General features: G+C 41.5%; 15 protein-coding genes. 11 read left to right on the forward strand and 4 right to left on the reverse strand.

Features of this window, described 5'->3' with window-relative positions:
• Positions 1-28: 28 nt before the first annotated feature.
• The 3 genes from J2S05_RS11630 (at position 29) to J2S05_RS11640 (ending at position 2922) form a co-directional block, all read left to right on the forward strand.
• A complete protein-coding gene (locus tag J2S05_RS11630) occupies positions 29-1009 on the forward strand; it encodes an aldo/keto reductase (RefSeq protein ID WP_306982969.1) in 981 nt (326 codons plus the stop codon).
• A 154-nt stretch (positions 1010-1163) separates the two neighbouring features.
• Positions 1164-2153: a phosphotransferase gene (locus tag J2S05_RS11635; protein WP_306982971.1), complete on the forward strand. Its 990-nt coding sequence runs from the start codon at positions 1164-1166 to the stop codon at positions 2151-2153.
• A gap of 4 nt (positions 2154-2157) precedes the next feature.
• A complete protein-coding gene (locus J2S05_RS11640) occupies positions 2158-2922 on the forward strand; it encodes a kanamycin nucleotidyltransferase C-terminal domain-containing protein (protein ID WP_306982973.1) in 765 nt (254 codons plus the stop codon).
• Between the two features lie 249 nt (positions 2923-3171).
• Here J2S05_RS11640 and J2S05_RS11645 read toward each other — a convergent pair whose 3' ends face one another.
• Genes J2S05_RS11645 through J2S05_RS11655 form a run of 3 tightly spaced genes read right to left on the reverse strand, consistent with a single transcriptional unit; the run spans position 3172 to position 5382 of the window.
• Positions 3172-3645: a FixH family protein gene (locus tag J2S05_RS11645; protein WP_306982975.1), complete on the reverse strand. Its 474-nt coding sequence runs from the start codon at positions 3643-3645 to the stop codon at positions 3172-3174.
• Positions 3646-3671: 26 nt separating this feature from the next.
• Positions 3672-4004, reverse strand: coding sequence for a c-type cytochrome (locus J2S05_RS11650; protein WP_306982977.1), 333 nt, complete (start codon positions 4002-4004; stop codon positions 3672-3674).
• Position 4005: 1 nt separating this feature from the next.
• Positions 4006-5382, reverse strand: coding sequence for a PepSY-associated TM helix domain-containing protein (locus tag J2S05_RS11655; protein WP_306982979.1), 1377 nt, complete (start codon positions 5380-5382; stop codon positions 4006-4008).
• Positions 5383-5492: 110 nt separating this feature from the next.
• On the opposite strand from J2S05_RS11655, the gene J2S05_RS11660 reads away from it, so the two are divergent.
• From J2S05_RS11660 to J2S05_RS11685, 6 genes are all read left to right on the forward strand, one after another.
• A complete protein-coding gene (locus tag J2S05_RS11660; protein WP_306982981.1) occupies positions 5493-6506 on the forward strand; it encodes a S66 family peptidase in 1014 nt (337 codons plus the stop codon).
• Positions 6507-6706: 200 nt separating this feature from the next.
• On the forward strand, positions 6707-8062 hold the full coding sequence (locus J2S05_RS11665; protein WP_306982983.1) for a cytochrome ubiquinol oxidase subunit I: 1356 nt from the start codon (positions 6707-6709) through the stop codon (positions 8060-8062).
• On the forward strand, positions 8052-9065 hold the full coding sequence (locus J2S05_RS11670; protein WP_306983468.1) for a cytochrome d ubiquinol oxidase subunit II: 1014 nt from the start codon (positions 8052-8054) through the stop codon (positions 9063-9065). The genes J2S05_RS11665 and J2S05_RS11670 overlap by 11 nt, the downstream gene beginning before the upstream one ends.
• Positions 9066-9093: 28 nt before the next feature.
• The gene (gene cydD, locus J2S05_RS11675) at positions 9094-10827 is read left to right on the forward strand and encodes a thiol reductant ABC exporter subunit CydD (protein WP_306982985.1); all 1734 of its coding nucleotides are present in this window, start codon (positions 9094-9096) and stop codon (positions 10825-10827) included.
• The gene (gene cydC / locus J2S05_RS11680) at positions 10824-12542 is read left to right on the forward strand and encodes a thiol reductant ABC exporter subunit CydC (protein ID WP_306982987.1); all 1719 of its coding nucleotides are present in this window, start codon (positions 10824-10826) and stop codon (positions 12540-12542) included. Before cydD ends, cydC begins: the two co-directional genes overlap by 4 nt.
• Positions 12543-12582: 40 nt before the next feature.
• On the forward strand, positions 12583-13191 hold the full coding sequence (locus J2S05_RS11685; RefSeq protein ID WP_306982988.1) for a DUF1349 domain-containing protein: 609 nt from the start codon (positions 12583-12585) through the stop codon (positions 13189-13191).
• Positions 13192-13245: 54 nt separating this feature from the next.
• Here the strand turns inward: J2S05_RS11685 and J2S05_RS11690 are convergent, their stop codons facing one another.
• On the reverse strand, positions 13246-13857 hold the full coding sequence (locus J2S05_RS11690) for an FMN-binding negative transcriptional regulator (RefSeq protein ID WP_306982990.1): 612 nt from the start codon (positions 13855-13857) through the stop codon (positions 13246-13248).
• A gap of 166 nt (positions 13858-14023) precedes the next feature.
• Here J2S05_RS11690 and J2S05_RS11695 point away from each other — a divergent pair, with 166 nt between their 5' ends.
• Together J2S05_RS11695 and J2S05_RS11700 are read left to right on the forward strand one after the other, a co-directional pair.
• Positions 14024-14392, forward strand: a complete 369-nt coding sequence (locus J2S05_RS11695; RefSeq protein WP_306982991.1) for an ArsR/SmtB family transcription factor — start codon at positions 14024-14026, stop codon at positions 14390-14392.
• A gap of 3 nt (positions 14393-14395) precedes the next feature.
• On the forward strand, positions 14396-16522 hold the full coding sequence (locus tag J2S05_RS11700; RefSeq protein ID WP_306982993.1) for a heavy metal translocating P-type ATPase: 2127 nt from the start codon (positions 14396-14398) through the stop codon (positions 16520-16522).
• Positions 16523-16697 lie beyond the last annotated feature (175 nt).

The raw sequence follows: 16697 nt of genomic DNA on the forward strand, positions 1-16697 counted from the left end.
ATAAGTAATCCGAGGAGGAAACATAAACATGAAGCATATAATAAGCCAAAAGATCGGTCTAGGTACAGCACCACTGGGAAATATGTTCCGAGAAGTTCCGGAAGAGGAAGCACAAGCAACGATTGAAGCTGCTTGGAATGCAGGGATCCGTTATTATGACACAGCTCCTTTTTACGGGGCAGGGCTTGCAGAGATTAGGCTAGGTGCATTTCTGTCTAAACAAAATCGCGATGAATATGTATTGAGCTCTAAGGTTGGAAGAGTGATCGAAGAAGAGATAGAGAATAAAGAAGGGTTATTTGAATTTGGACGTGCAAATAAGGTGATTACCGATTACTCAGCTGAAGCTACACACCGTTCAATCAAGCAAAGTCTGGAGCGTTTGAAAACAGATCGGCTGGATATGGTATTTGTACACGATCTATCACCTGATTTTCATGGAGATGAATGGATTGCTAAGTTTGAACAGGCCAGAACAGGTGCCTTTAAAGTTTTAGATGAGCTTCAAGAGCAAGGTGTCATCAAAGGATGGGGACTTGGCGTCAACACAACGATCCCAATCGAGCTTGCGTTACAGTTAGAAGAGGCGCACCCAAGCATTAGTCTGCAGGCGACTCAGTATACACTGTTAGATCATAAGGAAACTTTGCGTCGCATGATGCCCGAAGTCGAAAAGAAAGACATGGGAATTGTAGTAGGAGCACCATATAGCTCAGGAGCACTTCTTGGTGGTGAAAACTATAACTATGGAGAAATTCCTCCAGAAATCAAAGAAAAAATTAAGCAATTTGAGGATATAGCGGAGAGCCATGGAGTTAGTTTAAAAGCAGCGGCTCTGCAATTTTCAACAGCTCATCCCGCTGTGGCCGCAGTGATCCCTGGTTCTACAAGACCAGAACGGATACAAGAGGACCTTGATGCATTAAGTGTCCATATACCAGAGGCTTTCTGGCAGGAATTAATTGAGAAAGAGTTGGTATCTGTATTGGCACCGTTGCCGAAGTCATAATATGATGGAAAGACAACGCCTTATTGGGGTGTTGTCTTATTTTTGGTGGGAAAAAACACGCTCTTAACAGTGACCGTGTTTTTTTATTTAAAGGGAAGTCAGAAATGAATATAGAAGTATGTAGCGAGATCATGTGAAAGAAAGGATTTATATCATGCCAATATCGTTCACTGAAGATGACATACTTCAAGATATTCTCGATACCTGTACAGAGCTTTTTAATCTAACTATTTTAGATGCTACTCCAATCCATCGCGGATGGTTGAACCTAAAATGGAAGGTGAAGACTCAACAGGGCGTGCTATTAATTAAACAATACAATAAGGAACGTTTAAAGAAGTATAAGCTGACTGATATAGAAAGGGCGCTAAATCAACAAAATCGATTACGTAGTGAAGGACTTACAACGCCAAGAATATGGACTTGTAATGGAGAAGTGATACAAAGGTCTAAGTGTGATGAGTTATTTATTGTGATGGATTTTTGTGATGGAAGAATTCTTCGTGCTGGCCAGCTTGAGAAAGATCATATGTTTGAACTTGGCTTGATGACTGGAAAAATGCATGATTTATTGAATGATGGGAGACTGCCACCTAAGGCACATCCCATATTTTTACCTCCTAGACGAGAGCAAAGGCTTCAACACTGGGAGAATCTTCTGAATGATGTTGGTGATCGTACTATATCAACTACGTTGGTAGCGAAAATTGAAACACAAATTGTAGCCACAGAACAGATGGAAGGTGTTTGTTTTGGAGCTACAGGTTGGTCTCATCGTGATTTATGGTTTGATAATCTTCTATTTGAAGACCAGCAGCTTACGTCCATATTAGATTTTGATCGATTAGGCTATGATTATCCTGAACTCGATGTGGCAAGAGCTGTTATTGGCGGGTCATTGTATAAGAATGAATGTGATACGAGTTTAGCTTTAGCATTTTTAGAGGGGTATAATCGATTTCGGACATTCGGCACGGAGCAATTAATAGGTGCATTAAAAGGCTTATGGTACATGGAAAGCGAATGGTGGATAGATCATAATACTGAGCAGTTAACGGGACCACCTGCAAGATTCGCAGAGGAAATGCACTGGCTTGCGAATAACCTGGTAGTGCTCGAGTCAATGTTTCTAACGAAGGAGTGATCATATGTTGCCCTACCCAACACCTACTACACTCAATGAAAAACAAAAATTAGCAATTATGATTAAGGATAAACTGCTCGCGAAATATGATGATACCATCTTAGCTATTGGTCTCTATGGATCTATGGGTTTAGGGACAACAGGACCTTATTCTGATATGGAGATGCACGTGATTACGAGGGAGGGTCACCCTGTTCCTAGTCACGAGCTTATTTACGGTCGGTTTAAAGTCGAGATTAGCTCAATAGAAAAGCAAGCAATGCTGAATCGGGCAAGTGAGATGAGTGATGCTTGGCCTGTTAGTGCAGGATCGTATATACATATTCAGCCCATTTATGACCCGAAGCAAATCTTTGAGGAAGTTAGAAGGCTACCTTTGGAGATTCCTAATGAGCGATTTCGTGAAACGATGAGAGAGTTTATGATATGGGAACCATATGAGACGTTAGGAAAGCTGCGGAATACCTTTCATCATGCAGATAACGCTCATTATATTCCAATGGGTGCGTGTGATTTAACTTGGCAGACTGCAAAGCTGATAGGTTTAGCCAATAAGCAGTATTATAGTACTCGTGCTAGGACGTATGAGGAATCCTTACTCATGAGCTCGAAGCCAGCGGGTTATGAGGAGCTGGCCCGCAAGGTGATGGAGGGAAAACTTGATGATACAGACCAGATCTTTCAATTATGTGAAGCTCTTTGGGCGGGTTTAAATAACTGGTTTGAAGAATTAGGAATTGAGTATCGTACGGAGGAACTTCCTTGGTGAAATAATGTTCATTCATCAAGAGCTATACCTAGATAACAAGAAAGAACAATGGCTTACCAAGAATACATACCCTATAGCAAGATGATTACATATTTAAGCAAGACGCCTACACTATTTAGCAAGAGGAGGTCCCTCTTAGCAAGAAGAAGTAAGGTGTTACCAAGCCAAAAGGAGAACCACCAAGAGCCAGCGTTCACGCTTAGCTATAAACAGCAAAAACCCCCTCCGAATCGGAAGGGGCTCAATACTTTAATGGTGATGATTGCTTTCGCCTTGTTCTTCAGATGAGGCTCCACCTGATTCGTTAAAAGCATTAATATCCTGTTCAGAGACGTCTCCGATGATGATTGGTTTGGTAGGCATGGAGTGCATGTCTCGGGCGGTGACATGAGCTTGTACGAGATAGATGCCATCTGATTCGAATAGGTAATCAATCTGATAAATTCCGTCTGATTGAAGTTTTGCTTCTTCTAAAAATCCATTTTCTCGGTCTTGGTCTTCCCATATTTCAATGACAACGTCTCTTGCGTCATCCACTGGTTCATCGCCTTGTGTTACTTGAACAGGGATCTCTATCTTTTCATTTGTAGGGGACGATTCTGGTAGGTCGATATGGACTTCTATAATTTCAGCTACTGGCATTTCCGTTTCTTCCCCACTATTACAGGCACTTAGAATCAAGATAGGTAAAGCGAGTAGAAGGCCATAGTTCTTTTTCTTCATGTTCAATCATTCCTTTTTAAGATAGATTATTGGGTAGATAGCCAGTTGGCTAGATTCTCCTTATCATCGTCTGAAAGACTGATTGGTGGCATGGTTCCTTGTCCATTCTCGATGATTTCTTTAATTTCTTCCGGTGTAAATGGATTGTCTATAAGAGACGGTCCACTCGCACCACTGAGATCCCCACCATGACAGCGTATGCACGAAGTTGCGTACGTTTCTTGTGCTGCATCAACGTTGATGTCTAAGTCTGTCTCAATTGGATCTTGTTCTGTAATGGTTGAATCGAGTTCCGGTGCAGAGCCACAAGCTGCAAGGAAGAGTAAGAGTACCATCATGATAGATAAACGAAATGTCATATTATCCAGTCCTTTGTTGTGTCTTTTCGTGTTTTGATGAGAAAAATGATAGTTTAGAGAAGATAAAACGATCTAAAAGATAGATACATATAATAGATAATCCAACTAAGGGTAAAATTAGCCCAAGTCCAAGCATAATAAAGAATACGACTCTTGTCACCTTTTTATCTTTAGATCCTGGTGGGGCACCTAGCTTTCCGCTTGGTTTGCGTTTTTTCCACATAACAAATGAACTGACGACAATACCCATCAACCCTAAACAAGTGATCAGACCAAGTACTTGGTTTGGCCAGCCAAATAGTCGCCCTTCATGCAAGGCAATCCCTGCTGATACTAGCTTTGGAATAAGATCGAAATCTTGAAAACTTCTACTTACTAACACTGTGCCGCTATATTGGTCAATGTGCTTTGTAGAAAGGTCCAGACGATTTGTTTCATGAGAAATGGTGTATACACCTGTTGGACCATCAGGTAAGGATAGTGTATAGGGATAGGCCATGTCTTCCATTTCGGCAATGTGAGTTACATCTTCTATTGAGATAGGTAGATACTCGCTTTCAAACTCAGATTCGGGCATCTCCAAATTTTCATTGGCCCATGGAATACCATCTGCTGCGTCCTTTGAGAGTGTGATGGATTCCGGACGTTCCTGCCAAGCATAAGAGTGATCAGGGGCAGTCGAAAGCTTTTGGATTTGTTGGCCTAATACGCCTGACCATGGTAGTCCAGTTGCGATAAGAATTAGAATGAAAATGGATAGCCAAAAGGCGGGAACTGCATGCATATCGCGCCAAAAAAGCCTTCCTTTTTTACGAACTCTTGGTAACACGGTTCCCCAGATAGATGCGCGATTTCGCGGCCACCAAATGTATAAGCCAGTTATTAATAGAATGATAGCCCAACAGGCAGCAAGTTCAACAATTCGGTTTCCGATTGTGCCGGCAATCCAGAGCTCACTATGTATTTTCTTGAAAATAGTCATAAGTCGATTATCATCAGCTAGCTTTCCTTGTATGTCTCCGGTGTAAGGGTTAACAAAAACCGAGGCAGATTCCCCATCTTCGCTGATGAGAAACTCGGTTGTCGCGTCGGGTTCGTCCTTTAAGACAAAAGATGAAATCGAGGCATCGGGATAGGTTTCTTTTACTTGATCTCTTTGAGCGGAAAAGGATAATCGATCCTCAGTTACATGATCAACCACTAAATAATCCTGGTATAAAAAAGCTTCAATTTGAGGTTTAAACAAGTATACGCTTCCACTAAATGCTAAAATAAATAAAAATGGTGCTGAAATAATGCCAGCGTAAAAATGCCACTTCCAAACGACTTGATAGATGGAAGCACTGGTTTGTTTTTTCTTTTTCTTTGTTGTGCTCATGACGATCCTCCTAGTTTTTCAAGCATTTGCTTTAGTCTATAAATAAGATGTTAAATGCAGGTGAAGTTTTGGAAGATAAGAAAAAATAATTTGGAAGGATGCGATAGACCTTGATTACATACCCTCACATGAGAAAAGGCGCCAAAATTGGCGTGACAGCCCCTTCATCCGGTGTACCAATCGACCTGCATCATATTGTGAAGGAAGCCTCCGCTCGCTTAGAAGAGAAGGGCTACCGTTTGCAATATGGAGAGACGGTTTGGACGCAGATTAAGGCTAAATCTGCTTCGGCTGAAAAACGGTCAGAAGAGTTCAATCAGATGATGACAGATAACCAGGTGGACCTAATTATCCCTCCATGGGGTGGCGAGCTGTTAATGGAAACACTAGAGCATCTTGATTTTGAATCGATACAATCGAAATGGATCCTAGGTTACTCAGATGTGAGTATGCTCCTTTTAACCGTGACACTACAGACAGGTATTGCAACCGCACATGGAACAAATCTAGTGGACCTAAGAGGAGAAGAGTATGATGCGACTACGGCGATGTGGGAGCAAGTGCTTTCAACCGAATCAGGTGGCGAGGTCATACAATATTCCTCCGAAATGTATCAAAAGGAGTGGGATTTTGAAAATCCAAGTCCTCACGTTTTTCATTTGACAGAAACAACAGAATGGAAAACGACAACGGGTCAAAGAGTAGAAATTGAAGGTCGTCTACTTGGAGGTTGTGTGGATGTGATTCATCATCTAGTGGGTACTCCATATGGCGATGTAGCAACCTTTAGAAGACGGTTCATTGAAGAAGAGCCAGTGCTTTGGTATTTTGAAAACTGTGAGATGACAACAACAGATTTAAAACGAGCACTCATTCAAATGAAATTAGCGGGATGGTTTGAAGATTGTTCAGGTATCTTATTTGGCAGAAGTGCAGCAAACACTCCAGTTGAGGGGTATACAGCAGAAGATGTGTATCAGGATCTAACCGAAGAATTAGGTGTGCCGGTTATTTATGACATTGACTGTGGACATGTCCCTCCACAGTTAACGTTGATTAACGGTGCTTATGCGAAAGTGGAGTCAGAAAATGGAAAAGGAAAAGTGACGCAGTGGTTTAAATAATGAGTACGCTTAACAAGCAGGGGTGCGGGCATCCTTGTCTTTTTTGCGTTTCATGCCGTTCAAAAAATTTGTCGAAAAGTTGTGTCGATCTTTCAAACATTTGAATGATTTCACCCTTATTTAACAAACTAGTATTAGAATATGCTCAATAGATCACAAACTTTAGTGTGGTCATGGTTGTTAGGTGGGAGGAAGAGTCAATGGAGATGGATACGGTATTACTGAGCCGCTTAATTACGGCTATGACACTAGGATTTCACGTCATTTTTGCGACGATAGGTGTGGGTGTGCCTTTAATGATTTGTATAGCTGAGTTCGTTGGAATCAAAAAGAAGGACAGGCATTATATTCTGCTGGCTAAACGATGGGCGAGAGGGTTTGTGATTACGGTCGCCATTGGTGTGGTAACAGGTACAGCCATTGGTCTACAGCTATCGCTTGTTTGGCCTAACTTTATGCGGGTTGCAGGGAATGTTATTGCCCTGCCTTTATTTATGGAGGTATTTGCTTTTTTCTTTGAAGCGATTTTCTTAGGCATTTATTTGTATACATGGGACAGATTTAAGAACCCAATCATCCACTGGTTGCTTTCTATTCCAGTAGTCATTGGTTCGATGTTCTCGGCCATTTTTATTACAACAGTTAACTCATTTATGAATACACCAGCTGGATTTGTCTTAGAAGGTGGAGATCTCTCCGAGGTAAATCCCATTGAGGCGATGTTTAGTCTCGCTACTCCTTCTAAGGTCTTTCACGTATTAACTTCATCATACTTAACCTGTGCGATTTTATTAGCTGCGATTGCGGCTTTTATGATCCTAAAAAAAGGAGCATCTAGCTATCACAAAAAAGCATTAAATCTCATGCTTGCAGTGGCTTTTGTGTTTGGGGCAATTAATTTGTTATCAGGAGATACATCGGCAAAGTTTCTAGCTGAGCATCAACCGGAAAAGCTAGCTGCTGCTGAGTGGCATTTTGAAACGGAGAAAAATGCAGATTTGATTCTATTTGGTTGGTTGAATGAAGACAATGAACCGACTGGGGTTATCCGTATTCCAGGAGCATTAAGTTTTCTGGCTCATAATGATTTTAATAGTGAAGTCATAGGTTTGGATCAGTTTCCTGAAGAAGAAATTCCTCCACTTTGGGTTCACTATATGTTTGATTTCATGGCTGTAATTGGCATGGTTTTGGTAGCAGTATCATTCTTCTACTTTGTATTAAAGAAACTCAAGAAATGGAACGAGCTAAGTAAACCGATGCTGCTGATGATTGTCAGTACTGGACCACTCGCATTTCTAGCTGTTGAATTTGGTTGGATTTATGCGGAGGTTGGAAGACAGCCGTGGATTATTAGAGGCTATATGACTGTTGCAGAAGGGGCTACCACCTCTCCGTATCTTGGTTTAATGTTCTTCTTATTCTTAGGTTTGTATATTGTTCTTGCAATCGTCTGTTTGACAACATTAACAAAGCTATTCCGACAGAATCCAGTGGAAGCAGAGCTTGAGAGACAGTATCCAGTAAAAAAGGAGAGTGAACATGATGAGCTATGAGATGATTGGAATTTCCGTTCTTTGGATTTTCTTATACGGCTATATCATTGTAGCCTCTGTTGATTTTGGTGCTGGTTTCTTTGCTTATTATGCAAAGCTTACAAAAAAAGATCACATCATGAATCAATTAATATCCAGGTACTTATCACCAGTATGGGAAGTTACAAATGTATTTTTTGTATTCTTTTTTGTTGGCATTATTGGATTTTTCCCTGACACTGCCTACTACTACGGAACAGCGTTACTAGTGCCAGCAAGTATTTCGATCATTCTCTTGGCTATCCGTGGATCCTTTTATGCGTTTCATAATTATGGGGCAAAGAAAAGTAATATCTATATGTTTCTTTACGGGTCTACAGGGTTATTCATTCCAGCTTCCTTATCCGTAGCTTTAACCTTATCTGAGGGTGGATTTATTGTGGAAGAGAATGGCACGGTCTCGCTGCAATTTGCAGAGTTATTCAGTAGCCCACTTTCATGGAGTATTGTAGTGCTTGCTATTGTCTCCGTGCTATTTATTAGTGCAGCTTTCCTTTCGTTTTATGCGAACCGAGCTCAGGATACGGAATCATTAAAAATAGTGAGAGGATATACGTTATTCTGGGGAACGCCAATGATTGTGTCTGCCTTAACGGCCTTTATTGCGATAAGCCAGCATAACGAGCGTCACTTCTCAAATATGATGGATCTTTGGTGGCTACTTGGGCTCTCAGTCGGATTTTTTATGATTGCGATGTGGTTGATCTATAGAGGGAAGTATTATGGTTTGGCATTTGTGAGTATCATGCTGCAATTTCTAACAGCCTTTTTTGCATATGGGATCGGACACTATCCATATCTACTCTATCCGTATGTAACCATTAGTGATGCTGCAACAAATGAAGCGATGGGGCTAGCATTAATCATTGCTTTTATTGGTGGATTGTTATTGCTTATTCCTTCTCTCATGCTACTGATGAAGTTGTTCTTATTTGATGCGGATTATGTGAAAGGAAAGAAATAGATTAGCAGGTAGATAGGATGGGTGAACCATGCGTACATTAAAAGAGCGTGCATTTTCATATAAAAAAAGAATGATCTTTCTATTGCTCTCTGCTGTTTTGATTGGGCTATCCATTGTGGGACAGGCTTATTTCCTTGTGAAGATTGTAGACGGTGTATTTTTGCAAGGGAAATCCTTTGAAGAGGTTTTAGTTGATTTACTGTGGCTGCTTCTTTGTTTGTGCGCACGCTCATTGTTTATCTACCTTAGTAGACGATCTGGGCTAAAGTTAGCCACAAAAGTAAAGAGCGAGTATCGTGGTGAATTTCTAAAAAAATACGCATCGCTTTCGTTTCTCGCGTCCAAACAAGGACAGTCGGGAAGGAAAATCAGTGTGGTGACAGATGCTATAGATGAGATTGATGGGTATTTCAGTCAGTATATACCGCAGCTGATGCAGACTGCCTTTGTGCCCATCTTAATCCTCGTGGTTGTGGCATCTCAGCATCTTAATTCAGGTTTGATTATGCTTGTAACAGCTCCATTTATTCCACTCTTTATGATTATTGTTGGTCTGCAGACGAGGGATAAGTCAGAGGAACAGGTGGAGAAGCTTGCTTCTTTTTCCGGACGTTTTCTTGATTCATTGCAAGGCTTAACCACTCTTAAGCTATTCGGGCGTGCCAATCAACAGAAACAAACGATATTGAAGAGTAGCTTGGGATTCAGAGATGCAACGATGGCGATCTTGAAAGTAGCCTTCACACAAACATTCATGTTGGAGATTATCTCCATGCTTAGTATTGGAATTATTGCGTTAGAGCTTGTCATTCAGATCATTATCTATGATCAGTTAACCTTCTTTACTGGCTTCTTTGTGATGATCCTTGTTCCAGAGTTCTATTCGTCATTAAAAGAGCTTGGAAGTGCCTTTCATAATGGACGATCAAGTATTGGCGCTGCAAAAAAAGTGGATGAAGAGCTGGCTCGAGAAGAGGAGACAGTGACTTGGGGTGACGCGCCACTTGTGAAAAAGATGACACCTCCTAAGCTTGAATTACGTCAACTAAGCTATAGCTATGGTGAAGAGAAATTTCAACTAGAGTCAATCAATACAGAGGTTAGCCCTTATAGCAAAATAGCTATTGTTGGTCCTAGTGGATCGGGTAAGACAACGTTATTACAGTTAATCGCTGGATTAATTAGACCTACGAATGGTCAAGTGATGGTAGATGGGAAACCCTTATCTGAATACGAAGAAAAAAGTTGGTTTAATCAATTGAGTTATATCTCTCAAAATCCGTATCTTTTTTCAGGAACAATTGCTGAGAATATCGCGATTGAAGGCGGTCGTTCGTTTACACAAGATGAATTGGGTCGAGCCATCGAACGAGCTGGATTAAGTGGAATGATCCGAAACTTAAAAGATGGAGCACACACACTGATTGGTGAGGGAGGACGTGGCTTATCAGGTGGAGAAAAGCAGCGGGTCGCGTTAGCTCGTGCTTTTCTAAAAGAGCCGTCTGTTATTCTCTTTGATGAACCAACAAACGGTCTTGATCTAGAAACGGAAAGGTTATTGCAACGGTCCATTCAGCAGCTGTCTAAGCAGGCGACAATCATCACTGTGGCTCATCGCCTCTATACAATCAAGGATGCAGATCAGATTCTCTTTATGAAAGAGGGACAGCTTAAGGCTGTTGGCAGTCATGATGACCTGTATGACAGGGTAGCTGAGTATCGGGAAATGGTTACAGTGCAAAGAGGGGAGAGTGCTTCATGAGAGATCTAGCGGCTATATGTAAGTTAGTATTAACTGAGAAGAAGGATATTCTCTATTCAATCCTGTTCGGTTTTATCGCAGGAATCGCGGCAATCGGAATGTTTGCTGCTAGCGGCTATCTCATCTCAAAAGCATTTCTCTTAACACCCTTGTATGCCTTAATTATCGTGACTTCATTTGTGAAACTACTTGGCTTTACGCGAGCATTCAGTCGTTTTGGTGAGCGTTATGTCTCTCATCGGGCGACATTCACTATATTAGGGAATCTACGAGCCACTTTCTTTGAAAAACTTGAACCCTTAGCTCCAAGTATCTTTACTAAATATCGGAGCGGGGATCTCTTGGCGAGAGTGGTTAGTGATGTAGAAAGTTTACAAAACTTCTTTTTACGAGTACTCTATCCACCAATCGTCTTACTCATTGTCTTTTTGAGTACCGTGGTATTCACAATGTTCTTTTCGGCTTACATTGCGTGGATTTTACTTGCTGGAATGCTTCTCACTGTTTTTGTGATACCAATGAGCTTTGCTTACAGACAATCAAAGATTGATCCGATGGTAAGACAAAAGCGTAGTGAGCTATCAAATGAATTAAATGAATTCTTTCAAGGCTTCCGAGACTTAAAGGTTCACTCAAAATTATCAGAGAAGAAACAAGCTGTGTTAGGTGTATCGGAATCCTATATTAAGGAGCAGGAGCGCGAAAGTATAAATAAGACGTATAATCTATCATTAAATACGTTTGTCACGTTACTTTTTTCATGGATCATTGTGGCTGTGGGTGCTTATCTAGTTTCAGTAGGTGACCTTGAAGGAGTGTTCCTGGCGATGTTAATTATGATCTCGCTGACGGTATTTGAAGATGTTTCTCCTATGGCGGTTTTTCCTGCTTATTTGCAAGAAAGCAAACACTCTGCAACGCGGCTCTTTTCGATTTTTCGAAAGGAGGAGCAACCAGAAGAGCACCTGTATGAAAAACATCAGGTTCAGGATGGTCCACTTTCAATAGAGATGGATCAGGTGTCATTTAGCTTTCAACAAAAACATGAGACAACAACACTTAGTAAGATAAATCTCCAAATTAAAGCAGGGGAGAAGATTGCGATTGTCGGTCCAAGTGGATCAGGGAAATCTACCTTACTTCAACTTATACTAAATCTTTACCAGCCAAATGAGGGGCAGGTGAGGATTAATAACAGGGCGCTTCATGAAGTGGACGAGCAGTCACTATGGCAACAGACGAATGTCATGTTACAAGAGAATCAATTTTTCTTCGGAACCATTCGTGACAATTTGAAATTAGCTGGTGATCATCTATCTGATCAATCGTTCATTCAAGCCCTAGAGAAGGTTAACCTCCATCATTTTACACTTGATGACGCGATCTTCGAAAAAGGAGATAATCTTTCAGGCGGGGAGAAACAAAGGTTGGCGATTGCTAGAGCTATGCTCAAAGGAGGAGGCCTGTGGCTATTGGATGAACCAACATCCTCATTAGACGCGGTGATGGAACAATCTATATTATCGAGTCTATATGAACAGGCGCATGAAGCAACCGTTGTGCTAGTGAGTCATCGCTTAAAGGGCTTAGAAGAGATGGATCAAATCATTCAGATGAGTGAGGGTACGATTGTTGAATCAGGCACATTTGCTGAATTGATGAGCAAAAAAGGGTATTTTTATGAGATGAAGCAGTTGGAGAAGGAAATGCTCTGATAAAAGTCGAAAGGCACTAAGGTAGAGGGGGGAAGGTATCTTGGACAATAGAACAATTCCTTGGCAGCAAGGAACATGGACAAATCATCCATCATCGATAAGAGAACAAGATGGATCTTTAACGGTAGAAGCACAAGCACAAAGCGATTACTGGCAAAAAACCTATTATGGGTTTGAACGGAGCAGTGGCCACGCCTTACTCGATGTGTGGTCATTAGATAGGGCTGTTGAAGTTGGTTTTTTGACGGATAGCTTTGTTGAAAAGTATGATCAGGCGGGTTTAATGATGTATCTGGATAAGCAGAACTGGATTAAAGCTGGCGTTGAGATGAATGATGGTGTTCCGCATATAGGAGCCGTTGTGACTAAGGGGCATTCGGATTGGTCGCTGTTTCCGGTTCCAGATTGGGCAGGGCGTCAGATTACCATTCGTGCTTCTTATTTTGAAGGAGCGGTCATTATTCGGGCAAAAGCAGATGAAGGAGCTTGGCAGACGATTCGAGTATCGGAGTTTCCGGAACAAGATAATAAGTCAATTCAAGCCGGACCGTTCATCTGTTCTCCAGAGAGAGCTGGTTTTAAGACAACCTTTGTTAAATGGGCATCTTGTGAAAAAGAAGACGATCTACATGCGGAAATTCCAAAATGAAACAAAAAAGATGGGGTGTAGAAGATTTCTACTCCATCTTTTTTTCGTGCGTCTCTAACGGATTTGATTATACGATCTCATATACGCAGCGATCTGGCGCTCATTATCCGATTGAGATTTCTCCAATTCCTCTATCACTCGCTTATTTCTTTCCTTAGAATGGTTCTGACTCAATTTTGCTGTAGCTTCTATTGATTTTATTTTGATGCGGAACCCTACAACACCTTTTGATAAGCCTGCTATATATTCAGCATCAACGGTAGCCAATTGATACGTACTGTCTGGTTTTTCATATTTGGAGACCAACTCACTAAATGATTGAGCAAGCTCTTGATCTCCGACTAATTCAATGTCTCCATACACATGTACAGCTACATAATTCCAGGTAGGTACAGCTTGATTTGTTTCGTACCAGGAGGGAGAGATATAACTATGTGGCCCTTGGAAAATAGCTAATACTCGCTGATTATCAAGGTCTTTCCATTGAGGATTCGCTTTTGCAAAGTGCCCATACAAGCAATTCTTCTGTGCATCTAACATAAGGGGCAAGTGTGTAGCTGAAAGATCTTTCAACTGGTCTGAAATGAGAGTCGCAAATCCGTTCTCTTTAATCACTTGATGGATGGTCTCATCATCCTTTATTCGAAAGTATTCTGGGGTATACATGCTGACACACTCCTATTCTTTTAAGCTATTATAGAGTGCTATTGGTAGGAAGAAAAGGATTGATTCAATATTACATTCAAATATTCATTTGATTATATGATTGACATTTAACGTGAACTCACATAAACTAATAATCAAACAAACATTTGAATGAGGTGTCCAACCTATGAAAACGATAAAAGATAATCAAGATACATGTGAAATTTTTAGCTACGATGAGCAAAAGGTAAAACGAGTAACGGGGCTTGTTCAAAAAGTCGATTTTGTTCCTGTTGCGGATGTCTTTAAAGCTTTATCTGATGTGACTCGCTTAAAGATTGCGTACGCACTTCTTCAAGAAGAAGAATTATGCGTATGCGATGTAGCAAACATTATTGGAATGACAACAGCCAGTACTTCCCATCACCTGAGACATTTGCGTAATCTACGTATTGCTAAAAGTCGCAAGGAGGGCAAGCTTGTTTTTTATTCATTGGATGATGAGCATGTCCGTCAATTAGTTATGATGGCGGTTGAGCACGGTCAGGAGGTTTAAACGATGAGCCATCAGCATACAGATTCACAAGTATATCGTGTAGAAGGATTTTCATGCGCGGGATGTGCCGGTACCTTTGAGAAAAATGTGAAGAAGCTTGATGGCGTAAGTGACGCAAAGGTAAACTTCGGTGCCTCAAAAATTACAGTTGAGGGAACGACCTCTGTTGAAGCGCTTGAGAAAGCTGGAGCATTTGAGAAGCTAAAGGTCCGACCAGAACATGATCGATCAGCTCCACGAGTCGAAGAGCCAACAGTTAATCAAACGTTTATTCAAAAACATATAACGGTGATTGGATCGCTTCTTTTCCTTGTATTTGGTTTGATTTCACAAGGAATTAATGGAGGGGACAATCTCGTTACAGTTTTAGCATTTGCCACGTCTATGGTTGTCGGAGGTTATTCTTTATTCAAACAAGGATTAGTGAATCTTAGTCGATTCCAGTTTGATATGAGAACACTAATGACCATCGCAGTCATTGGGGCAGCCATCATCGGTGAATGGACAGAAGGGGCCATTGTTGTCATCTTGTTCGCGATTAGTGAGGCACTTGAACGTTTCTCGATGGACAGAGCAAGACAGTCCATCCGATCTCTAATGGATATTGCTCCTAAAGAAGCCCTAATTAAGCGAAATGGTCAAGAAATGACGGTTCGAGTAGAAGAGATAGCTATTGGTGATGTCATGATAGTAAAGCCAGGTCAAAAGCTAGCCATGGACGGAATAGTGGTGGGCGGTCATTCCTCTGTGAACCAAGCGGCCATAACAGGTGAATCCATTCCGGTGGAGAAGAATACGGATGACGATGTTTTTGCTGGAACTTTGAATGAAGAAGGATTACTAGAAGTCCGTGTCACCAAGCATGTAGAGGACACAACCATCTCTAAAGTGATTCAATTAGTCGAGGACGCACAGGCAGAACGAGCTCCTTCCCAAGCTTTTGTTGATCGATTTGCTAAGTACTATACACCAGCTATTATTCTAGTTGCCGCACTTGTCGCTACCCTACCACCATTATTTATGGGTGGGGATTGGTCAACGTGGATCTATCAAGGTTTAGCTGTGTTAGTGGTAGGGTGTCCTTGTGCACTTGTCATCTCAACTCCTGTTGCGATCGTGACTGCAATTGGCAATGCGGCCAAACATGGCGTATTGATAAAAGGTGGGGTGTACCTAGAGGAAACAGGTTCGTTGAAGGCTATCGCTTTTGATAAAACTGGGACGCTGACAAAGGGTGTACCGGTTGTGACGGATCTATCTTTGGTAGAAGACACAGATAGACAAGATGTACTTAAGATTGTAGCAGCACTCGAATCAAGGTCTCAGCATCCTTTAGCTTCGGCTATTGTGAGAAAAGCAGAGCAAGAGCATGTGCAGTATAAGAGTGTGTATGTGACTGAATTTTCATCGATTACCGGTAAAGGGGTAACGGGAGTCATTGATGGCGTAACCTATTATGTCGGAAGCCCAAAACTGTTTGAAGGTCGGATAGAAGAACAGTCTACATTCATTAAGCAACTGCAGGATCAGGGTAAAACCGTTATGGTTGTAGGCACGGAGCAAGCAATTATAGGATGTATTGCTGTGGCAGATGAGGTGCGCGAGTCGAGCAAAAGTGTCATCTCTGCTTTACATGAGATTGGCATTCGTACCACGATTATGTTGACTGGTGATAACAAAGGTACTGCTCAAGCCATCGGGCAACAAATTGGTGTAACGGATGTTAAGGCTGAATTGATGCCTGAAGACAAATTGACCTATATGAAAGAGTTTAAGAAAACACATGGTAAGGTCGCCATGATTGGTGATGGCGTCAATGACGCGCCGGCATTAGCCGCATCAACCGTTGGCATAGCGATGGGAGGAGCGGGTACGGATACAGCTCTTGAGACCGCTGATATTGCCCTTATGGGAGATGACCTCAAGAAACTACCTTATACCATAAAACTAAGCCGTCGTGCGCTAACGATTATCAAGCAAAATATTACTTTCTCACTTGGTATTAAGCTTTTGGCTCTTATGCTAGTCGTACCAGGCTGGTTAACGCTCTGGATTGCCATTTTAGCAGATGTTGGAGCCACCCTGCTCGTTACAGCAAACGGATTACGCTTGCTTAGAGTGAAGGAATAGATTGAAGGGACGTCGGACTGTAAGGGTCCGGCGTTTTTTAGTGTGGTGAGGATTTAACAAACTCGTTGAATGTAAGGGATTAAGAGTGAGGTTCTTTATTAAGATGAGCACTAGAAATACTAAGCTAAATAAAGGTTTAACAAGAGGTAGAAGCCTTTTTCAAGAGACATGCTTA

Origin of the sequence: Alkalicoccobacillus murimartini, assembly GCF_030813245.1 — a bacterium.
Lineage (GTDB): Bacteria > Bacillota > Bacilli > Bacillales > Bacillaceae_D > Alkalicoccobacillus > Alkalicoccobacillus murimartini.